The sequence below is a fragment of the Methyloprofundus sp. genome, from assembly GCF_965251085.1.
GTDB lineage: Bacteria > Pseudomonadota > Gammaproteobacteria > Methylococcales > Methylomonadaceae > Methyloprofundus.
Genome location: NZ_OZ252594.1, coordinates 1,347,966 through 1,370,454, shown reverse-complemented (window position 1 = coordinate 1,370,454; position 22,489 = coordinate 1,347,966). Strand labels below are relative to the sequence as shown.

The window sequence follows — 22,489 nt, the reverse complement described above, 5'->3', positions numbered from 1 at the left end:
TTATCGAGTCGATTTTTTTGTCGATAGCAAAGCCTGCCCGCACTTGATACGGGCGCTGAAACCTTTACATAGCTTGCTACGTAAAGGTTTCAGCAAAGTAGCTATCGGCAAAAACTCAGCCGCTAGAAATCTGCATCCGTGACCGCGCGAAGTATATATCTCAGTCGAATATGGCAAAATCCTCCAATTACTTGTGACTCCATTCTGTATCTATCTTTAAAGGAATTTGTGTGAAATTCATTAAAATATCTCTTCCCGTTGCAGGTTTTTTATCTATCTTTTTAGCCTCATGTACACAATTTAAAGAATCTATAGATTATATGCATTTAGGGCTTGTTGAACCTATAGCAGCGAAAACCTATGTCTTTGAGTGTTCGGATAAATTTACTTTTACAGCGAGTATAGGTGATAATCAGGCGCGCATACTTTATCCTGAACAGAGCATCACCCTAGCTCATGCGTTCACCCTATTTGGTCAAAAATTTAACGCTAAACAAACGACACTTTGGTTAGAAAAAGGGATCGCTAAACTAGAAATCAGTTCTGTTATACATGAAAACTGCCATAACAATAAGGCCAAAGCAACATGGGAAGATGCTAAATTGAATGGTGTAGATTTTAGGGCCGTAGGCACTCAATCCAGTTGGATATTAGAAATAGTAAAGGGTAAGAATATTATATTTGCTGATTTTTTTGGCAAAATCAATAAGTACTTATTTAGCATTTCTGAGCCCGTTATAGATGAAGCTTCGCGTAGCACTGTGTATAAAACAAGCAATGACGAACATACATTATTAGTAAAGATATTAGGCACTTCCTGTCAGGATATTATCAGTGGTGAAACTTTCGAATTTACTGTGACAGTTAAGCTAGATGGTAAGTTATTTAAAGGTTGTGGCAGGTCGCTGCTTTAAACCTAGAAAAATTAGGTGCGCTAAAGCTTTAGCCCTATTCATTACGCACTGGAAAAAAACCAAGTGCTTATACTGGGTCTTGTAAAAAATCAGTAGATTTTTGAATTCATATACTCTCTTATACGCCACTGTTTAAATTCAGTTAAAATTAGCTAATATTAGAAAACACATTTGAGCACCATAGTTAACGAATGAATCAAGAATTAGAATCCTTAAACGCAAAAGAAATCAAACGACGTAGAACCTTTGCCATTATCTCCCACCCCGATGCGGGTAAAACGACCTTAACCGAAAAGCTACTCTTATTTGGTGGTGCTATACAGCAAGCAGGCTCTGTAAAAGGACGCAAAGCAGACCGCCACGCAACTTCTGACTGGATGGAAATGGAAAAACAACGGGGTATTTCGGTTACTACCTCGGTGATGCAGTTTGAGCACAACAACTCCATCATGAACTTACTGGATACTCCCGGGCATGAAGACTTCTCTGAAGATACCTACCGCACATTAACCGCCGTAGATTCTGCTTTAATGGTCATTGACGTGGCGAAAGGGGTAGAAAATCGTACCATTAAATTGATGGAAGTCTGTCGCCTGCGTACCACTCCCATTTTAACCTTTATCAATAAGCTGGATCGGGAAGGTAAAGAGCCGATTGAGTTGCTGGATGAAGTTGAATCGGTATTAAAAATAGAGTGTGCACCGATGACCTGGCCTATAGGTATGGGTAAGCGTTTTAAAGGTGTTTATCATTTATATGAAGACACGGTTCACATCTTTAGTGCAACGCATGGCGGAAAAATCATGCAAGGTGAAACCATCAAAGGTCTGGACAACCCTGCACTGGATGCGCTGGTCGGTGACCAGGCAGAAGAATTACGCGAAGAAATCGAATTAGTCAAAGGTGCCAGCCATGAATTCAACCTGGATGCTTATTTAGCAGGCAAACAAACTCCCGTTTTCTTTGGCTCTGCAATCAATAATTTTGGTATTTTGGAGTTGCTTGATGCTTTTGCCGAGTTTGCACCTGAACCTAAAGGTCGCCAAGCGGATCAACGTTTCGTTAGTGCGCAGGAAGAAAAATTTACTGGCTTTGTTTTTAAAGTACAGGCTAATATGGATCCATCACACCGAGATAGAATTGCATTTCTGCGCGTCTGTTCAGGTAAATTTGATAAAGGCATGAAAATAAATCATGTGCGTATCGGAAAAAAAATACAGGTTGGAAATGCGATTACCTTTAAAGCTGCCAGTCGGAAAAATATAGAAGAAGCCTATTCAGGCGATATCATTGGCCTGCATAATCACGGAACCATTCAGGTAGGTGATACTTTTTCCGAAGGCGAGGTGCTGAAATACTCGGGGATCCCTTACTTTGCTCCAGAGCTTTTTCGACGCGTGGTGCTAAAAGACCCTTTGCGTGGCAAAGCTTTGCAGAAAGGCTTGGTACAGTTAACCGAAGAAGGCGCTACCCAGCTATTCAAGCCCTTAAAAAACAATGACTTAATATTAGGTGCGGTCGGGGTACTACAGTTTGATGTGACTGCTTTTCGCTTAAAAGGCGAATACAATGTGGAATGTATTTATGATAATGTGGCTATCAATACAGCTCGTTGGGTAAGTTCTGATAATGCTGCGAAATTTGAAGAATTCAAGAAAAAAGCCTTCGATAATTTAGCTAAAGATGGTGGAGGTTATTTAGTTTATCTGGCCAGCAGTCGTGTTAATTTGCAACTAACACAAGAGCGCTGGCCGGATATTACCTTCAGTTCAACACGTGAGCTGTAACAGAAGGCGCATAATCCTAGACAAATAGTTGAGCGCGAATTTATAGTGCAAGATATTGAATTTATATAATACTTTCAAAAAATCGTAGCTTCACCCATAGGTTAAGCGGGCATTTTTTGCAAGTGCAGTGGGATCAATAGCTTGTGCTAGAAACCGTGAGCAACTGATTTTTCTAGGATAATACATGTATGAAATTTCTCGTTACCTTAGTGTAAGTGTACAGCATCGTCAAAAGTTATATAACAGAGGTATTTTTCTATGACTGAACAAAACCAGAATAAAACAAAGTGGAATATGCATGCGGGATTGCAGCATATTTATATTAATGAAATAATTTTTATCACTTTAATATCCTTATGTTTTTTTGGTGAGGTACTTATCGAGGTTTCAGATAGAGCGGGTGTTTTCTACTGGCTATTAATGTCCCCGGTTTTCTTTTATGCATCAATATTAAGTGAAAAGACAAAAACTCTGGCGACGGGTCATAAAACAGAGCATTTAATAAAGTATCAGATACTTTTTTGGGGTAGTGCCTTTTTTGCAATAATACTGGTTTTTTTAACGTGGCATGCAGAAATGATGAAAGCACAGGCTGCTGCTATTACCATCCACATTCTCTTGGCTCATACCATGTTTCTCAGTGGCATTATTCTAGGATTTCGTTTTTACCTGATTGGCGTACTGCTATTTTGTACGGCAGGCTTAACCATCTTGATGGAAGCGCATTTTGCTATTGATTTACTCATCACACTACCCTTTATCTGGCTGGGACTGTATGTTGAAAAAAATCATATATTTCCAACATTAGCTGCAGATAATGAGTTAGTTAAGGAAATAGTTGAAGATCAGGATCATAACCGCAGGGCTGGTGACCCAAAATAAGGAAGATGCAGGCTAATAGTTGTAACAGAGTACGACTGAATGACAAATACTTCCCGTGGGAAGATTGCTAAAATAAAAAGATAAATGACTAATATAACCCCTGAAATGATAGGCTATGTGGCAGGAATACTAACCACTACTTCATTCTTACCACAAGCTATTATGACGCTAAAAACAAGAGATACAGAATCGCTCTCTTTAGGTATGTACAGTATTTTTACGAGCGGCGTTTTTTTGTGGCTTATTTACGGCCTTTATCTGGATGATGTTGCCATTATATATGCAAATGCAATTACATTGATTCTTGCATCTTCAATTTTGAGCATCAAGGTTTATAACACATTAACCCATAAGACGGGACATCCATCAGCCAAGGAAAAATAGAGACTGGCAGTAAATGACTAGCAATAAAGCTAATTCAATTTGTTAAATACTTGAATTATTACACAAACATTTTTTATGTACTAATATATACATAAAAGACTTTGCATTAGCGTGAAAGTTGAGTATTATAGCATCACTTAAGGAGAGGTGGCTGAGTGGCCGAAAGCGGCGGTCTTGAAAACCGTTGAGGGTTTATCCCCTCCCAGGGTTCGAATCCCTGCCTCTCCGCCATTTATATTTTTAAGCTGTTGTTTGTAAACGATTTAAAATTATCAAAAAAATATAGTCTACATTTCAGCCTACAAGATTGCAAAAGCTTGGAAATTCAGGCCTGAATTCTTAACCTAAAACAACCAGACATAAATAATCTAGTTTATCGTTCTGGCTAAGGCATCCCCATGCTCAGAAAAACTATATTGTTCTGCACCGCCAATAATAAAATACTATGGGATAAGCAGTCAAGCGGGTAACGAATCCGCTGTTCGGCTTGCATGGCCTAGACTGGTTAAATTGGATTATAGCTTAGTTCTTGTAAATCTCTTTCCGGTGTCCGATCTTAATAACATCAACCACCAGAACATCATCAAAAATAGAATAAACAACGCGATAATCACTGGTTCTAATTCGATAGGTATTGCTTGAGCCTGTTAATTTTTTACAGCCTTTTGGTCGTGGCTCTTTTTTGAGTTTGGTTAATAAATCAATAACTTTTTTAATGACTGGCTTGGGTAGTTTAAACAGGGATTTTTCGGCTGATTTCTTTAACTCAACCTTATAGTAAGTCATTCGCTTCAAGTTTTTTGATTACACTATCAAGCGAAACTGTTGGCTCGTTTTTTAGTTCGGCTACGCTAGCCAGATCTTTTATATCTGCTAATAATTCCTCATACTCATGTATGGGTAAAATGACTGAAATTTTCTGACCTGATTTATTGGTGATGAATTGCTCTTGCATTTTCTTCTCCTGATGAATTATTGTGATACTGCGTTTCTAAGTTGAACAACGTTACCTGTTGGGGCTGGGTAACTCAGTGTATTTAAGCCAGTCCTGCATTAGTTTACGCCGTTTTTCGATCATATCGCCACGCCTGTACGCTGCTTCGGTTTTGTCTTTTATTGCATGTGCTAATGCCATTTCGCATAAATCGCGCGGGTAGTTGGTGCGTTCTGCTGCCCAACCCCTGAAAGTGGAGCGGAAGCCCTGAACGGTTACATCATATTTCATGGTTACCTGTAATAACTTATCCATAGCTGCATTGCTCAAGCCGCCTGAACGTGATCGCCCAGTAAAGATAAAATCTGATACTCGTACGGCTGCCATTTCATTGATGATTTCAATTACACGGCTTGATAATGGTACGCGGTGTTCTCTGGAGGCCTTCACTTTTGCAGTGGAAATTATCCAGACCTTATTTTTTAGGTCGATTTCATCCCAGGTTGCATTGATAACTTCGTTTGTTCGGGCGGCGGTTAAAATAAGAAATTCTAGCGCATTAGCAGAAACAGAATCATGATTTCTGAGTGACTGCATAAACGTATACATTTCAGAATACGGTAAGGCTTTATGATGTTTAACCTTTTTAACTTTGCTCGGTTTTGCAAGTAAGTTTTCCAGGTGGCCTTTCCACCTTGCCGGGTTTTCTGCTGACCTGTAACCCTGAGTTGCTGCCCATGCAATAATATTTTCAATCCTTCCCCTTAACCTGCCTGCTGTCTCATTCTTGCTTAGCCATATAGGTTCAAGTATTCGCATAATTAAAGCGGTGTCTATTTCCTTAACCAATAAGCCGCCAATCACTGGATAAGCATAAGTAGCAAGTGTATTAGTCCACTGCTGGGTATGTTTGGCATTTTTCCAACTCGCTTTGTGTGAGTTTATATAACTGGTTGCGCAAAATTGAAAGGTGATAACGTCATCAATCAATTTCCTTCGTTCTTCATCCAGTGCTTTTTTAAAAGTAAAAGGGTCTTTGCCTTCGGTTAAGAGTTGTCTGTATTTAAATATTTCTTCTCGTGCCTTGGTTACTGGTACTAAGCGAGCCGAACCCAAGCCAATTGATCTGCTTTTTTTATCTCTGGTGTATCTGAATATCCAACTCTGAGAACCGGAGTCGGTAACTTTTAACCAAAGTCCATCACCATCACCATAAAGACCTTTTGTCCTAAGTGACTGTATGGTTTTAGGAGCTAATTTTTTAGTAATACGACGCGCCATAAAATCACCTCAATATTAGTGCTTACTTATCAGAATGATAATATAGCCTACATTTCAGGCTTAGATTGTACCGAATTTACTCGGATGTTGTAAAACACTAATTTTATAAGTAGCTCTTTTATTACAATATTTTAAGGACGATTTCGGATCGGGTCGGATGTAAGTTAGGCGGAATGACTATCCGCCATAACAATTAAATAAGCCCTTGATCTAATCGGCTTTTTTTATGCCTTAAGGAAAGTAAGACCGTCAAGAAGACCGACATTTCTTATCACTGCTAAATAACATGACGCGCCTGCTCCGACAAAAAGAACAAGTTCGCTATTTACTCTGACTCAACAAATCAAATACCACCCTAGCAAACCCCGCAGCTTTGGCCGGATCAGACAGTAACTGCATCATCTGGTTTTGATGCGCTTCATTGCTATCCATGACCGCATCATCAATGGCTTTAGGGAAATCACCTAACATCGCTTGTTCAGGTGTGTTGTTTGCAATCTGGCTCATGACCAGTGCATTCTCACTTAACTTATCTCTGACGGTATAAGCATAATTGACTAAATCCTTATCAGTCAGCTCATCCGTTACAAATAATTCATTCAAGCGGCTAATAATGTATGAGAGAAATTCCTCTTTCTTATCTTTAGGTTTTGCCGACCCTACTCCATCTCCCGGATTGAGGTAAATCCCAGCCTCATCTTTTAGATTGATATCCTGCTGACGTATTTTTGATAAACGATAATGGCTTAATACCACGCTATTCAAATCAATATCATCTTCATCAAGCAATGTTTCGCGTAACATCGGGCGTAAGTTTCTAGCATATAAACTTAACTTTTCTAAATCCTTATTATCGTAATCAACAATCTGAGACATAAATTCATAGAAACGTACAAACGAACCTAAATCCTTTTTAAAGATTTCTAGGGCATCTTTTTCCTGCTTACATTCCTTAAAGCTATTTTCTGCATTGGCTATTAATACCGCATCTGCTGTTTTTTTGGTGCGATCAAACATATCTTTGGCTTGTTTATAAGCCTCAACAGCTGACTTATAGCGTTTTTGCCAGCGTTCAACGGCGGGTTTGCATATATTCGCTATAGCGGCATTGCTTTTGCTTTTTTGTAAGAAGGCATTGCAAAACTGCTCGACCTCTTGCCATTGAAAAATATTTGCCGCCCTTAACTTATCGAATAAATCAAAGATCAAATCAGGGTCTGATACATCATCTAATTCAGCGGTTTGATAATACGGTTGAAAAGCCTCAAGAATCTCATCAGGATCATTAAAGAAATCCAGTATAAAGGTACCTGTTTCTGCTTTGCCTGGGTAAGTCCGATTTAAGCGTGATAAGGTTTGCACACATTCCACACCACCTAGTTTTTTATCCACATACATGGCGCACAACTTAGGTTGATCAAAGCCAAAGCCTGTTTGAAACTTATTCGCCACCAACATCACTTGGTAATCATCCGAATCAAAGGCCTTACGTAGTTCACGGCCCTTAAGATTGGGGTTCATATTATGTTCGGTAAATTTCTCACCGATTAACCCATCTGCATTCGGATCTTTTTCGTTAAACTCAACTTCACCTGAGAACGCCACCATGGCATGAATTCTTTGATAGCCTTTTTCAGTAATGTATTTATCAAAACACAACTTATAACGCACAGCCTCTTTACGCGAACTAGTGACCACCATTGCTTTGGCTTGGCCACCTAATAAGCCCATAACGCATTCTTTAAAGTGCTCAACAATGACCTGTACTTTTTGCGAGATATTGTAATCATGTAAACGCACCCATTGATTTAGTTTAACCTTGGCTTTTTTACTCTCTACTTCTTGGTCAGAATCTTGAATCTTCATCGCCAGGTTATAGGCAACTTTGTAATTGGTATAATTTTTTAGCACATCGAGAATAAAGCCTTCTTCTATCGCCTGGCGCATACTGTAGACATGATAAGCTTCAGGCTTATTGGTTTTAGACGATGCTTCATTCGGATTAGGTAAGCGACCAAACAGCTCTAAAGTTTTGGTTTTAGGTGTGGCGGTAAAGGCTAAATAACTGAGATTAGATGAAGCCCGACGCGAAGCCACCGCCGCATCTATTATATCTTCAGTGCTTAACTCTTCATCGGTGCTATCCACCATCAACACTTCTTTTAACTGCCGTGCGGTCGAGCCTGTTTGTGATGAATGCGCTTCATCAGCAATCACCACATAATTACGTTCTTTTAGGCTCACACTGTTTTCTATGGCTTTTAAGACATAAGGAAAGGTTTGAATGGTGACGATGATAATCGGCTGAGAATTTTCTAATGCACTGGCGAGTTTTTCAGATTTAGAACCATCACCCTCTTGATTATTAATCCGCCCGACTACCCCCTCAACACTGGTAAATTGGGAAATGGTCTCTTGTAACTGAGCATCCAATACATTTCTGTCGGTAACAATAATAATCGAATCAAACTGCTTATTGCCGCTAGCATTATGTAAAGACGATAACTGATGCGCGACCCAAGCAATTGAATTAGATTTACCCGACCCCGCACTGTGTTGAATCAGATATTTATGCCCTGGCCCTTCCGTTCTAGCTGCCTCAACTAATTTACTCACCACATCCCATTGATGATAACGCGGGAATATTAAGGTTTCTTTTTTATACTTGCGACCTTCCCAATCTTCTTTTTCCTCAATCTGTAAATGCACAAAGCGGGCAAGGATTTTTAATAGATTATCAGGCTGTAACACCTCATTCCATAAATAATCGGTGGCATATTGATTAATGTCTTCAGGTACATCATTACCCGCACCACCATCAGCTGTGCCTTTGTTAAACGGTAAAAAGTAAGTGTCTTCACCTTCTAATCGAGTCGCCATATAGACTTCATACTGGCTGACCGCAAAATGCACCAAGGCTCCGCGTTTAAAGCTTAATAAAGGTTCTGATTTTTTAGTGGCAGGATCAATCGCAAAACGCGTAGTTTTATATTGTTTAATGGCATTCTGCACCGCTTGTTTAAATTCAGACTTTAATTCTAACGTCGCTATGGGTAAGCCATTCACAAACAGCACCAAATCAATACGCCAGGCTTTGGCTTTAGTGCCTGTTTGCGCTAAATGTTCCTCAGTAGCCCAAGGACTATAAACCAGTTCAGGTACAACGCGACAACGATTTTTCTGATAACGCGCCAAGGTATCGGGGTTTAAATCATGCTCTGGCTTAAACTGACATAAACTAAAACGTGTACCCCGGTCACGCAATTCATGCCTTAATACACCCAATGTACCAAAAGTACGCATTTCTTTATTGGCGGCATTAGGATCCGCTTTATTCAGTTGAGTCGCTACGCGTTCTAAAAACTTTTGCTCAGGGTTATTGGGGTAAAGTGCGCAGAATTTTTGCCATTGCTCGTCTTGGGTTTCTTTAATAAAGCCTAAGACATCTTCTTCATATAACGCCAGTTTACGGTTGTAATGTACGGGTTGTCCTAACAGCCAGCCATTAGCGACTAACTGATTGATAATATCGTTTTGAAATGCACTTTCGTTTGCTTTGTTATCCATTTTTTTTCAATCCGTAGGATGGGCAAAGGTCTTTTTCGTGCCCATCATTTTTTGGTGTCATTGAAGATGGGCACGGGATAAAGCCCCTTTGCCCATCCTACATTAAACCGCTGGCCATTATTATTCACGACCAATACCATCAAAATCATCTGTTATTAACACACCTGGCTCATACCAGCCTTGATCAACCGCTTGCTGAAATGAGCTGTATTGCCAATCGCTAGGTTTACCCGCATAACCATGCTTAACCGGATTAAAATGAATATAATCCACATGCCGCCGCCAATCATCCTCACTCCGAATACAATGCTCCCAAAATCGGCGTTGCCAAATACCTTTTTCGCGCTTTTTAAGCTTTGATTGACTAACGGTTGCTTGAGGCAACCCTGAAGAAAATTGTCGCTTAATCACCATCCATCGTTTAGAAAAATCAGCATCGCCTTCAGGTAATCTCCATATTGTATGTAAATGATCTGGCAATACCACAATTGCCTCAAGCTCAAATGGAAAACGTGTTATACATTTTTTAAAAGCCACCCGTAATCGATCAATATTATCAATTAATATCGGTTTACGATTTGCTGTCACCACAGTAAAAAAATACCGCGCTCCTGGTTGATAATATCGTCGATAATCCATAACTATCTCTCACGTAGGATGGACAAAGTAGGTACGACGTGCCCATCATTTTGGTATTGTTAAAGATTGGCACGGGATAAAGCCCCTTTGCCCATCCTACCAATTCAGTCCATCGACTCCAACGCCTGCCGCCATTCTATAAACAAATGTTCAATAACCGCGTAATGTCGTTTGGTAATCACTGCTTGCACAATGCCATCGTTCAACTCCAAATAATCATGCACCAACACATTCCGAAAACCGACAATTTTTAACAGTTCACCATGTTGCTGAGTTGTTAAATCGCCACGACTTTTCAGCTCGTCCAATGCTTCACGCGATTGACTGACCGATAACGTATATTTTTGCTGCACGAAATAACGCGCCATCCCAATAAACGATTCAATATAAACCTGCAACGCCCGTTGAATGGCTAAAAAATCACGTTCTGTCCAATTTGCTGTGTCTTCGCTGTGGTATTCATCTAAAATTCGCAGCATTTTTCGTTGATGCCGAATCAACGCTTGTTCATACGCAATATCTCTCATAATCCTTTTCCCATTTTGACAAAATGCCTTGCTCAACGCGTTTGACGTGCGGCACATTGCGGTCAAACCATTTTACCGCTGACATTAAAATACTGTATTGCAGGTAAACAGGCGCAGTTTCTAAATCAACCACGCTGATTTGATTATACAATTTTAATTCCCGCTCCAGTGTCGCTTCTAGCGTTTGTGGACGTAATAACCGATGCATCAAATCCGTTTCGTAATCGGTGAAAATAACCGCAATATCCCAATCGCTGTTTTCATGCGCGGTTTGTTTAGCGCGTGAACCATAAAGGTAAATCGCATCAACGGGCGCATGGGTTTGAATGAGCGCAATTAGTTTCTCTCTATTTAATATATTCATCAATCACAATACTATATAAAAACCGTAGGATGGGCAAAGGAGGTACGACGTGCCCATCATTTTGGTATTGTTAAAGATGGGCACGGGATAAAGCCCCTTTGCCCATCCTACATGCTGACTCATGCAGTAGCTTCCTGCTGAGTTTCTTTGTTGCGGTGCGAAGGTTCTGGAGCTTGCCAGTTTCTTACGTCTATTTTTCCTGTGACGGCGGCTGAGATTAGGGCGGTGCGGCGTTCTTGAAGTAAACTAATTCCACGAATAGCACGAATCTCCACATCTTGAAAAATATCCATTTGTAATTTTATTGATTCATTTATTTCAATTTGCTCTTCAATTGGCGGCACTGGGAATATGCTGTTTGATAAATATTCTTGTTCAATACTTTCAACTGTTGCCCCTTCTTTAGACCATTCGAGTAATAATGACCCTACGTTTCCAAGAATGTAATTTGCTGCATACTCAACATTCAACCGTGAATTGAATTTTAATGCTTTCATATCTTGATTAAGCGTTACTCTAACTGTATTAATTGCAATGGGTATTGTTCTTTGTAATATTCCTGAACGTACAACCATTAATAAAGCCCCACAATCAACAAAATTTGTTGATGATTCTTTTACGGCTGTATCCGTTAATTTATCTTGAGTATCTGATACCCAAAAAGACTTCATGTCTTTGGGCGATACCCATGGAATGTCACCCCCCGTCCAATAACTAAGATTATCTTTACTTGGCGTGCCACCACCACTAAAATTGCATAAATATTTCAACGGAACAGCTTCCCAATGCTCAGGCACTTCACCCAACCACTCAACACCTGAGTCGCGCATGGAGGCATTAGGATTTAAACCTTTGGTCACAGCATGGCTAATAACTGCCTGACGTTTTTCTTTTAGCAGTTTAATCAGCTGTTGTTGTTTTTCGATCAGGGTATCGATTTTGGCGGTTTCGTGGTCGAGGAAGCTGGCTATTTTGGTTTGTTCATTTTCACGGGGAAAGGCTGACTGATAACCTACCATTCCAGAATCACTAATATTTGGTTGAGCTCCTCCGAAAGCCGTTATCTTAATATATTCTTGATAGCCTGAACTGTTTAGCACATACCAGAAAAACTTATAGTTTAAATAGATCCTATTACATTTGAATGACCCTACTCTTTGATTTAGCAGTGCAGGCTCATTTTCTTTGAACCACCCAGCCTTGCCAATTGTAGCCCCAGTCATTGCCATCAGAAGGTCACCATTATTTACTTGATATTGACTGTATTGATCTGCATTCTCGATTTTTATATATTTACAAGATTCTAGAGACACACTTCCATCTTGTTTAATATCACCAATGCGAATAACAGCTTTACCAGCATCAATAAAACTATCACTACTAAATGCGTAGCCTCCCTGAACAACTGAATATCTTTTTAACTCGGTAGACATCCAATGGTTAGGGATTTCTCCTAACCAATCAACCCCAGAATCCTTATATTCCTTATAAGCCAAATATTTCATAATTCGCCACCCAATTCATTTTCTATATCTTCAATACTCGGCAGCTTAGATTGCAAATCTTTAGGCAGTGATTGCGTTAACTGATATTCCGAGACACCAATCGGCTTTTGTATACCACTCAAGGCATATTCAGCGACCAAGCTATCTTTATTTTTACACAGTAAAATACCAATCGTCGGCTGATCTGCTTCTCTGCGTAATTGCTCATCAATGGCTTTAATATAGAAATTCAACTTGCCTGCGTGTTCGGGTTCAAAGTCGCCTATTTTGAGTTCGATCACCACATAGCAATGTAATTGGGCATGGTAAAACAGCAAGTCGATAAAGAAGTCTCGCTCTCCGACTTGTATCGGGTATTGTTTGCCCATATAAGCAAAGCCAGCGCCTAGCTCTAATAAGAAGTGGGTAATATGTTCTATCAATCCTTGTTCTAATTCACGTTCGCTGTGTTGTTTACTCAGGGTCAGAAAATCAAACACATAAGGATCTTTTAAGGCTTGTTGAGCAAGGTCAGATTGTGGTTCGGGTAAGGTTTCATAAAAATTATTAATGGCTTTGCCTTCACGCTGCCATAAACCGCTTTCTATTTGATGGGTTAATACGCTACGGCTCCAGCCATTATCGAGGGTGTTTTGTACATAATAGACCGCCTCTTCAACGCTTTGGCATTGGGCTATAATTTTTAGATTATGTCCCCAGGGGATTTGCCACAATTGCGAAACAGGCTGTTGCGCAATTTCAGTAGCAGATGACCAATATAAATACCACTTACGAATCTGTTCTAAATTTCGTTTAGAAAACCCTTTCATCTCAGGAAATTCAGCCATTAGGTCTTGGCTCAGTTGTTTTAAAAAACCATCGCCCCAGCGCGCTTGTTTTTGCCTAAAGACAATCTCTTCGCCTAATTCCCAGTAGAATTGTAACAACGTGCTATTGACCTTAACCACGGCTTTAAGCTGTGACTGTAATACCTTTTGCTTGAGGTCTTTTAACCAGTGCTTGTATTCGGTGTTTTGAAATAGAGTGGAGTTCATAGATACTGAACTCCACTAAACTCGTCATCCCCGCATGCTTTTAGCGGGGATCCATTGTTGGCGTATAGATTCCTGCTAAAAGCATGCAGGAATGACGGGGTAGTCATATAATTGAATTTTATTGTATTTTCAACCATAAGTCCTCCCATTGCGGATTGTCTTTTTCTATCAGTTTTATTTTCCAGTCTCGCTTCCATTTTTTCATTTGTTTTTCACGGGTGATGGCTGTTTCCATCATTTCATGTTGCTCATAATAAACCAGTGTATGTACATTGTATTTTTTGGTGAAGCCTTCTACTAGGTTGTTTTTGTGTTGCCAAATTCGCTGAATTAAATTACTGGTTACTCCTATGTACAGCGTGCCATTCTTTTTGTTGGCAAGTATATAAACGTATGGTTGTTTTGTCATATTACACGACCGTCTTCCCGGTCACGTCATTCCCGCATGCTCCTAGCGGGAATCTATTGCTGGGGAGTAGATTCCTGCTAAAAGACTGCAGGAATGACGGTGGTGGAGAAGTATGTAGGAATGATGATGATTTAGTATCTTGTCCCATCATTATCACGAATGCACCTCGCGCAATAGCTCCATAATTTCAGCGCTGACTTTATCTAAATCGGCATCAATATCGACCAAATCACGCGGTGGTTGATATTGGTAGAAGTGGCGGTTAAAAGGGATTTCATAACCGACTATGCCGATTTCTTGATCTTTGGCATCTTTTTTATTGGCATCAATCCAGGCATCAGGTACATGCGGTTGCACTTCTTTTTTAAAGTAGGCTTCGTTAATCTCGTTGACGTTTTGGCTAGGATCGAGAGCGATATTTTCATTATCGCGTAAATCACCATCGGGCTTATACTCTATGGTTTGCCCGTTAACCTCAAATAAACCATAAATTGGATTGGCTTTAGTCTTATGTGTTTTTTTTATGACTTTTTCAGCGTCTGGATTTTTCCAACTCACCGCATTGGTTATTTGCTTTTTCTGTTTGCTATCAAGCTTAATCCCTGTGGTTTTTAAAGCTGCATCATAGCCATTCATATCATCATGCTGTGCTGAGCCAATTTTTTGTTGCAGTAGTTTGGCTTTAAGCAGAATGTGTTTTTGGCTTGCCCAGGTTTTATTATTCAGTAAGTCTTTAATCTGTTTTTCTTTTAGCTCGCTAACGTGGCTTTTGATGTGTTTACGAATGCTTTCTTCATGTTCACTTAACACACCATAGTTTTCACAGGATTCATCATCAAACCAGCTTAAGCCATATTCAGCATGCGCCCACTTCATTACGGCATTTAAAGGTTTAGGTGCAAAGCGTAAATCTGCTATGCGGTCATCACTAAATTGGTAAGACTCTCTAAGGGGGCGTTCTACTGTTATGCGGCGATAACCAAATTCATGCGTGTTAAAAATTTTGCTGGAAAAGGTTTTTGGGGCTTCTATTTTGGGGTTAGCTGATTGACGACCACGGTTGCTTTTCTGTTCCGTAGGTTTATCTAGCTCACGTGCATCGACTACTTCAAATGCACCAAAGCTACGGGTAATGGTGGCTATGTCATTTTCATCCATGACATTACGTTTAGATCCCAGTGATTTACGCATTTTACCGCAAAGGTTCACGCCATTAATCAGTTGCACTTTTCCTTTACGCTGTGCGGCTTTCTTATTGGATAACACCCAGACATAGGTAGCGATGCCTGTGTTGTAGAACATATCCGTCGGCAAGGCGACGATGGTTTCTAATAAGTCTGCTTCGAGTATATAACGACGAATCTCTGATTCACCTGATCCTGCTCCACCGGTAAATAATGGTGAGCCGTTAAGGATAATGCCGATTCTTGCACCGCCTTTTTCTGCTCCACGGAGTTTACTAATCAGGTGTAACAGGAATAATAGGGAGCCGTCTGAGACTCGGGGTAAGCCTGGGCCAAATCGACCATCAAAACTTTTTTGGGTGTTTTCATCTTTAATAGCTTGCTCAATCTTTTTCCAGTCAACACCAAAGGGCGGATTGGAGAGCATGTAATCAAATTTATCGGCGTAGAGTTGATCATTGGATAAGGTGTTGCCGAGTTTGATATTGCTAACGTCCTGGCCTTTAATCAGCATATCGGCTTTACAAATGGCATAGCTTTCTGGGTTAAGTTCTTGGCCAAACGCTCGCATTACCGCTTGTGGATTTAATTCATGCACGTATTCCATACCTGAAGATAAAAAGCCGCCTGTACCTGCTGTGGGGTCGTATATGGTGCGAATAATACCGGCTTTGGTTAAGGCATCATCGTCTTCCATAAATACTAATGCCGTTGTCAGGCGAATAATGTCTCTGGGCGTGAAGTGCTCACCGGCGGTTTCATTTGAGCCCTCTGCAAAACGGCGGATTAGCTCTTCAAACACTAAGCCCATGTCATGATTAGATATTGCTTTGGGGCTTAAGTCCGTTTGCCTGACCTTTTGTACTATTTTGTATAACAGGTCAGCATCATTAAGCTGGCCGATAAAATCTGCAAAGTTAAAGTATTCAAAAATCTCTCTGGCATCTTTTGAAAAGCCTTGGATATAAGATTCCAGGTTATCTTTAATACCTGCTTCACCTAGCTTGGATAGGTCCATTTTTGAAGTGTTAAAAAAAGATAGCCCATTAGTCGCCCGTAACAGCATTTTTTCTTGTGCTTCTTCTGGTAAACCCATAGCCTGGACTTTGTCGTATTCTGCCAAGACGTTTTCTTTACTGTCCTCTAATACGCCTTCGAGGCGGCGTAATAAGGTAAATGGTAAAATTACTCGGCCATATTGGCCTTGTTTGAAATCACCACGTAGTAAGTCGGCTAAGGACCAGATGAAGGCTGCAAGATTGTTAGGGGTTTGGGGCATTGATTTGTTTATCTTTTACGTGACCGTTATTATTAAAGTGGCAATTGAAAGTAACTAATTAAGGATTAGGGGAGATCGTCATAATCCATACGTGTTCAGTCCATTAAGCAATTTTCGTACTATGATTATAGTGGTTAATTCACTTTCTGTATGCCATATAAGTTTTGCAATGCGTCAATAACTTAGCCGTAGCCCATAGCTTTCATCGGCATACGATTCAGCCAGTGAATTATTTTTTTAAATAAGGAGTCGTTACCCTTTATTTAAAAAAACCGGATCCCTAACAATACCGGTTTAATCGCACTTAAATGCACCACCAGTTTGTGTAGCAGGTATATAATCGGACTACATTCAACGCCGCAAAAAAATTACTTAACCCCTGTTCCTGGTCACTTTGTCCAAAGTTAGGGAGATGGAAAGAAATAATCATCCAGAACAACCAGGAGAAATGGTCAAAAACCATTTCTCCAACGATGGCATTCGGTCAACAAACTGATAATACGTCTTCATTGCTTTTTTACCTACCTTTACTCCTGTTTCATATATTTTTTCTGTTAATTTAACAATAGGTGCTTTGCCATTGTAGGTCATACTTTTGGCAAATTTTAAAGTTGTTTCAACTGTATCCATTATGTCGCCACTAATATGATTTTCATAGGCTCCCCATACTCGTTCAATTGGGTTATATTTACTATGATAAGGAGGGTAGTAGGCCAGTTTTATCTTTATGTTGCTTTTTTCAGCAAACTCCACAAGCCTTTTTATAAACTGAGTTCTGGAGCTACTGTTCTCCATACCATTGTCAGCGTTAATTGTCAGAATATCTACTCCATATTTTTCTTGAATTTCTGGCCAAATTTCTTCCAATCGGTCAACGATGAAATCACTGCTGGCATAGCCTGCTGTAAAGAAAAGGAAAAAATCATCATGTTCAGGCAGATAAAAACCAAAAGGAGTTAACTTTTCCTTAACATCTAAATCATGATCCTCTGCTTTTGTTAAAACCCGATTTCGTCCTCCCCGTGAAAAATTTCCTATATTCATTCTTGCTTTGGCATCAATTGATATACGAATCTCTTTTGGGTTGATATCTGCCATTCCATTGACTGAATGAACTTGTTCAAAAATTGCATCCGTTTCCTTGATTTTCTTATGAGGCTTTGTTTTTTGTACCTTTTTTGGATGGTAACTCAGGTCATTTAATTTTGTATTGATAGTTTTTGAGCAAGGTAATGTTTTTTCATCGTAATAATCAATCTCCAGTAAACGTTTTCTAACTTCTTTAGCCGTTAGCCGGGTATATAATCGACAGGAATTAAAAGAGGGATCCGTTTGACACTCCGGTTCAGCAATTTTTTTTATGTCATCAAGTAGATGAGGAAAATGCTCTTCACTTTTATTACGCCCTCTCGCTGAAAAATTATCTTCTATGGGCTGAGTTTCAAGTTCATATTGTCCTTTTCGGATAGTGCCTCTATTCCATCCTAGTTTTTCTTCAGCAATACTTGCACCACCTGAGCCTAGTAGCTCCACCGTTTCAGCCATGAATATACGACGTACCGAGCCTTTTAAACGATGGGCTGTATTTATAATCCAACCTATAATGCTATCTGTTAATATCAACAAGCTTATCTGCCTAGTGTGAGAATAAATTCAGAATTCATTATTATAAATTATTGAGACACAAGCTTAGGCAACTCGCAATAAATAACCCCCTAATCCCTTCTCAGGCATGCGGCCTGATAATCACATGGTATTTTGGCAAAAATATGTCTCGATCTATCCTATTGGAAAGTGCGTTAAATTCTTTTTTTGTCAATCGCACACCTTTTTGGTAAGCCGTTTTCACTAATTGAATAAACTTACTATGATAAGGAGGGTAGTAGGCCAGTTTTATCTTTATGTTGCTTTTTTCAGCAAACTCCACAAGCCTTTTTATAAACTGAGTTCTGGAGCTACTGTTCTCCATACCATTGTCAGCGTTAATTGTCAGAATATCTACTCCATATTTTTCTTGAATTTCTGGCCAAATTTCTTCCAATCGGTCAACGATGAAATCACTGCTGGCATAGCCTGCTGTAAAGAAAAGGAAAAAATCATCATGTTCAGGCAGATAAAAACCAAAAGGAGTTAACTTTTCCTTAACATCTAAATCATGATCCTCTGCTTTTGTTAAAACCCGATTTCGTCCTCCCCGTGAAAAATTTCCTATATTCATTCTTGCTTTGGCATCAATTGATATACGAATCTCTTTTGGGTTGATATCTGCCATTCCATTGACTGAATGAACTTGTTCAAAAATTGCATCCGTTTCCTTGATTTTCTTATGAGGCTTTGTTTTTTGTACCTTTTTTGGATGGTAACTCAGGTCATTTAATTTTGTATTGATAGTTTTTGAGCAAGGTAATGTTTTTTCATCGTAATAATCAATCTCCAGTAAACGTTTTCTAACTTCTTTAGCCGTTAGCCGGGTATATAATCGACAGGAATTAAAAGAGGGATCCGTTTGACACTCCGGTTCAGCAATTTTTTTTATGTCATCAAGTAGATGAGGAAAATGCTCTTCACTTTTATTACGCCCTCTCGCTGAAAAATTATCTTCTATGGGCTGAGTTTCAAGTTCATATTGTCCTTTTCGGATAGTGCCTCTATTCCATCCTAGTTTTTCTTCAGCAATACTTGCACCACCTGAGCCTAGTAGCTCCACCGTTTCAGCCATGAATATACGACGTACCGAGCCTTTTAAACGATGGGCTGTATTTATAATCCAACCTATAATGCTATCTGTTAATATCAACAAGCTTATCTGCCTAGTGTGAGAATAAATTCAGAATTCATTATTATAAATTATTGAGACACAAGCTTACTTCGTTTGGATGATTATTTCTTTCCATCTCCCTTAGTTTAATGATTGTGCTTATTATTATGCTTAGCACCTGGGGCTTGTTACGTGATTCTCTACGTCTCGCCTTAGGTGCTGTGCCCAATGGAATAGATGTTATTGAAGTGGAAAACTACCTACGCCAATGCCCTGGGGTTGTAGGTGTTCATGATTTGCATATCTGGGGCATAAGCACTAGTGAAGGCGCTTTAAGTGCTCATCTGGTAATTCCGGAAGGCTATCCGGGTGATATTTTTATGGATGAGATTATATGCACTCTAAAAACGCGCTATGCAATTCAGCACAGTACCTTACAAATGGAGCAAGGAACCACTGATCATACCTGTACCCTGCATCCCGATGCTACGCATAAACACTGAGCTTTGTCCGCTGCCTGGTAAACAACATCTAACTTTCAGCTAATTATTATAATTTTACCTGATTACGTACAACTCTCAGCCATAAGAGAATAAAACATTAAAAACAGTATATTAAAAAACTCGTCATTCCCGAAGTCTACCCAGTCAAGCGTGGGCACAAGCTTTATCGGGAATCTATGCTTAACCTACGAGATCCCTGCTAAAAGCATGCAGGAATCAGGGCTACGCACTTAAGGCGGGATACCGTAGGCTGGGTTAGATTTTTTTAACGAAGTAAAAAAACGTAACCCAGCAAAGCCCCGTATACGTAAAGTGCTGGGTTACGTTATCTGCGCTTCGCTAGATAAGCTAACCCAGCGTCCCGTTTTAAAATGGTAGCTGGAATGACGGTGTCTAGCTGAGAGTTATGGGTAATCAAGTAATTTTATGTAGCCCGTTATGCAGCCAGCGGAATACTAGATATTCGTGGCAGATAATTCCCGCATTGCGTAACAACATGCGAGCTACACTGGCTATACAAACAATATAAAAACCGACAGGATTATGCAGAGGGTAAATCTATCAACAATTGGGAAGTGGAGACTTTTTGCCCTGCTGATATAATACGATGCTAAAGACTTTACTTCCTTCTGTGCAAATTATTTCGTGCACATGCCTTAGGCACCTGGAAACACACATCATCCAACTTTGCTGGTCTTTTTATCCGTCATTAGCACTGTAGCAATAGTTACGTAGCTAGTTATGTGCCTACTGCTACAGCACTAACATACCATTTCACAGGAGCGCATACCTTATGTCCCAGGCAGGAAAATCCAGTTTATTCTCCAAAATCTTAATCATGAGTGCACTTATCGCGGTACTTTTGTATGTTTTTCATCCAGGCGTTGGGCAGTTTGGTCTGGTGATTAATGGTGAGCCGGTCGCCGATCCCCTAATCCATTTTGCAGCTCTGCCAACTATACTCATTGCGATGATATTTGGCGTCATACTGATGGTTCTCGCTTTTATAGGCGTGGGTATGTTTATGTTTATCGGTGCTCTAAGCTTTATCATGCTGGGCGTATTTTTCTTAGCGCCTTATTTCTGGCCGGTATTGTTAATCATTTTTCTAGTCATATTAATTATGTCACTTGGCGACTCTAAACAGCAGTGATACTTTTTACAATGGAATATACCTTAATATGAATAATGTTTTTTTGATTATTTGTGCAAGCTTGAGTATGCTTAAGCTATGAATGTTATTTTTCTAGCCATTATTCTGATAGCTTTTTTTACTAGCGCCTATCATCAATTAACCTGGATACCTTCAGTAAGCGATGATATCGCACCAATGCAAGCCTTAACCACCGCCTTAATCGAAGCCAGTAAAAGTTCGGTAGAACTGGCAATAGGTTTAGTCGGGGTAATGGCTTTTTTCCTCGGTTTGATGAAAGTTGCCGAAGCTGGGGGTTTGCTACAAATAATTGCGCGTTTATTACGCCCTTTGATGGTCCGTTTATTTCCGGAAGTGCCAGAAGATCACCCCGCCATGGGCGCGATGATTATGAATATGTCTGCTAATGCGCTGGGCCTAGGCAATGCAGCTACACCGTTTGGTATACGCGCCATGCAGGAACTGGATAAACTCAACCCGGTAAAAGGGACTGCCAGTAATGCTATGGTTTTATTTCTCGCCATTAATACGTCTAGCGTCACCTTATTACCTACCGGTATTATTGCATTACGTGCTTCTGCAGGCTCTGCTGATCCTGCCGGCATTATCCCCACCACCCTGTTTGCTACCTTATGCTCTACTACGGCAGCAATATTAGCCGCAAAATTTTATCAACGTTTTTTTAAAATTGATGCGCAGAACGCAAGCGATATAAACCCACAAGATCAGGATGGCACCCACCATGAAGTAGCAGAGGCATTACCCGAAGCTGCATCAGTGGCTTATCCCGCGTGGGCTTCATATCTGTCTTTACTGTGTATTGTTGGCTTTGTACCGCTGGCTATTATCTATGGACGCAGTATCGGGCCGTGGATTATTCCCGTGTTTGTCGTCTCTTTACTAAGCTTTGGTGCTTATCAGGGCGTACGGATTTATGAAGTTTTTGTCGAAGGTGCAAAAGATGGTTTTAATGTTGCCATTAAAATCATTCCCTATTTAATCGCTATTCTAGTCGCCATCGCCATGTTCAGAGAAAGTGGCGCCATGCAAATAATGATTACGGCTGTGGGCAGCGCAACATCACTTGTGGGTTTTCCAGCAGAAGCTTTACCTATGGCTTTATTGCGCCCATTATCAGGTTCAGGTGCTTATGGGGTTGTCGCTGCAACTTTGCAAGACCCAGCGATAGGACCCGATAGCTATGTCGGCTATCTGGTCAGTACTTTACAGGGTTCGACTGAAACCACCTTTTATGTGCTTGCAGTTTATTTTGGAGCGGTACAGATACGCAATGTGCGCCATGCTTTAGCTGCGGGTTTAACAGCTGATCTGGTAGGCATTATCGCAGCGACGGCAGCTTGTTATTATTTATATGCGTAATATCC

General features: G+C 40.1%; 20 protein-coding genes and 1 tRNA gene. 8 read left to right on the top strand and 13 right to left on the bottom strand.

The annotated features are described in order from the left end of the window. Positions 1-230 precede the first annotated feature (230 nt). The 5 genes from ACQY3F_RS06235 to ACQY3F_RS06215 all read left to right on the top strand — a co-directional run bounded on the left by ACQY3F_RS06235 (position 231) and on the right by ACQY3F_RS06215 (position 4,198). The gene (locus ACQY3F_RS06235; protein ID WP_428354043.1) at positions 231-914 is read left to right on the top strand and encodes a hypothetical protein; all 684 of its coding nucleotides are present in this window, start codon (positions 231-233) and stop codon (positions 912-914) included. Between the two features lie 191 nt (positions 915-1,105). Further along, positions 1,106-2,701: a peptide chain release factor 3 gene (locus ACQY3F_RS06230; RefSeq protein ID WP_428354042.1), complete on the top strand. Its 1,596-nt coding sequence runs from the start codon at positions 1,106-1,108 to the stop codon at positions 2,699-2,701. Positions 2,702-3,007: 306 nt separating this feature from the next. Next, complete coding sequence (locus ACQY3F_RS06225) at positions 3,008-3,583, top strand: hypothetical protein (RefSeq protein ID WP_428354041.1); 576 nt, start codon at positions 3,008-3,010, stop codon at positions 3,581-3,583. Between the two features lie 84 nt (positions 3,584-3,667). Next, positions 3,668-3,967, top strand: coding sequence for a SemiSWEET transporter (locus ACQY3F_RS06220; RefSeq protein WP_428354040.1), 300 nt, complete (start codon positions 3,668-3,670; stop codon positions 3,965-3,967). Positions 3,968-4,108: 141 nt separating this feature from the next. Beyond that, a tRNA-Ser gene (locus ACQY3F_RS06215) sits at positions 4,109-4,198 on the top strand. A gap of 291 nt (positions 4,199-4,489) precedes the next feature. Here the strand turns inward: ACQY3F_RS06215 and ACQY3F_RS06210 are convergent. The 13 genes from ACQY3F_RS06210 to ACQY3F_RS06150 form a co-directional block, all read right to left on the bottom strand. Further along, a complete protein-coding gene (locus tag ACQY3F_RS06210) occupies positions 4,490-4,753 on the bottom strand; it encodes a type II toxin-antitoxin system RelE family toxin (protein WP_428354039.1) in 264 nt (87 codons plus the stop codon). Then, on the bottom strand, positions 4,740-4,922 hold the full coding sequence (locus tag ACQY3F_RS06205) for a hypothetical protein (protein ID WP_428354038.1): 183 nt from the start codon (positions 4,920-4,922) through the stop codon (positions 4,740-4,742). The genes ACQY3F_RS06210 and ACQY3F_RS06205 overlap by 14 nt, the downstream gene beginning before the upstream one ends. 51 nt (positions 4,923-4,973) lie before the next feature. Then, the gene (locus ACQY3F_RS06200) at positions 4,974-6,182 is read right to left on the bottom strand and encodes a tyrosine-type recombinase/integrase (protein ID WP_428354037.1); all 1,209 of its coding nucleotides are present in this window, start codon (positions 6,180-6,182) and stop codon (positions 4,974-4,976) included. Positions 6,183-6,503: 321 nt separating this feature from the next. Next, positions 6,504-9,749 carry a type I restriction endonuclease subunit R gene (locus ACQY3F_RS06195; protein ID WP_428354036.1) on the bottom strand — a complete coding sequence of 1,082 codons (3,246 nt, stop codon included), beginning with the start codon at positions 9,747-9,749 and terminating at the stop codon, positions 6,504-6,506. A gap of 120 nt (positions 9,750-9,869) precedes the next feature. Next, entirely contained in the window at positions 9,870-10,388 is a 519-nt protein-coding gene (locus ACQY3F_RS06190) for an REP-associated tyrosine transposase (protein WP_428354035.1), read from the bottom strand. Positions 10,389-10,492: 104 nt separating this feature from the next. Then, positions 10,493-10,915, bottom strand: coding sequence for a type VII toxin-antitoxin system HepT family RNase toxin (hepT, locus tag ACQY3F_RS06185; protein ID WP_428354034.1), 423 nt, complete (start codon positions 10,913-10,915; stop codon positions 10,493-10,495). After that, positions 10,896-11,279: a type VII toxin-antitoxin system MntA family adenylyltransferase antitoxin gene (gene mntA, locus ACQY3F_RS06180; protein WP_428354033.1), complete on the bottom strand. Its 384-nt coding sequence runs from the start codon at positions 11,277-11,279 to the stop codon at positions 10,896-10,898. The genes hepT and mntA overlap by 20 nt, the downstream gene beginning before the upstream one ends. Before the next feature lie 119 nt (positions 11,280-11,398). Further along, on the bottom strand, positions 11,399-12,784 hold the full coding sequence (locus ACQY3F_RS06175; protein WP_428354032.1) for a restriction endonuclease subunit S: 1,386 nt from the start codon (positions 12,782-12,784) through the stop codon (positions 11,399-11,401). Then, complete coding sequence (locus ACQY3F_RS06170; protein ID WP_428354031.1) at positions 12,781-13,818, bottom strand: PDDEXK nuclease domain-containing protein; 1,038 nt, start codon at positions 13,816-13,818, stop codon at positions 12,781-12,783. The genes ACQY3F_RS06175 and ACQY3F_RS06170 overlap by 4 nt, the downstream gene beginning before the upstream one ends. A 118-nt stretch (positions 13,819-13,936) precedes the next feature. Next, on the bottom strand, positions 13,937-14,227 hold the full coding sequence (locus ACQY3F_RS06165) for a GIY-YIG nuclease family protein (RefSeq protein WP_428354030.1): 291 nt from the start codon (positions 14,225-14,227) through the stop codon (positions 13,937-13,939). Between the two features lie 153 nt (positions 14,228-14,380). Further along, positions 14,381-16,690, bottom strand: coding sequence for a type I restriction-modification system subunit M (locus ACQY3F_RS06160; protein ID WP_428354029.1), 2,310 nt, complete (start codon positions 16,688-16,690; stop codon positions 14,381-14,383). A 426-nt stretch (positions 16,691-17,116) separates the two neighbouring features. After that, positions 17,117-18,313 (bottom strand): ISAzo13 family transposase, encoded by a 1,197-nt coding sequence (locus ACQY3F_RS06155; protein ID WP_428352931.1) that lies wholly within the window; start codon positions 18,311-18,313, stop codon positions 17,117-17,119. 103 nt (positions 18,314-18,416) lie between these two features. After that, positions 18,417-19,487: an ISAzo13-like element transposase-related protein gene (locus ACQY3F_RS06150; RefSeq protein WP_428354028.1), complete on the bottom strand. Its 1,071-nt coding sequence runs from the start codon at positions 19,485-19,487 to the stop codon at positions 18,417-18,419. Positions 19,488-19,597: 110 nt separating this feature from the next. Between ACQY3F_RS06150 and ACQY3F_RS06145 the strand changes: the two genes are divergently transcribed. From ACQY3F_RS06145 to ACQY3F_RS06135, 3 genes are all read left to right on the top strand, one after another. Continuing rightward, positions 19,598-19,951: a hypothetical protein gene (locus ACQY3F_RS06145; protein WP_428354027.1), complete on the top strand. Its 354-nt coding sequence runs from the start codon at positions 19,598-19,600 to the stop codon at positions 19,949-19,951. Between the two features lie 838 nt (positions 19,952-20,789). Next, complete coding sequence (locus ACQY3F_RS06140) at positions 20,790-21,104, top strand: hypothetical protein (protein WP_428354026.1); 315 nt, start codon at positions 20,790-20,792, stop codon at positions 21,102-21,104. 78 nt (positions 21,105-21,182) lie between these two features. Beyond that, complete coding sequence (locus tag ACQY3F_RS06135; protein ID WP_428354025.1) at positions 21,183-22,484, top strand: nucleoside recognition domain-containing protein; 1,302 nt, start codon at positions 21,183-21,185, stop codon at positions 22,482-22,484. The last annotated feature ends 5 nt before the right edge of the window (positions 22,485-22,489 follow it).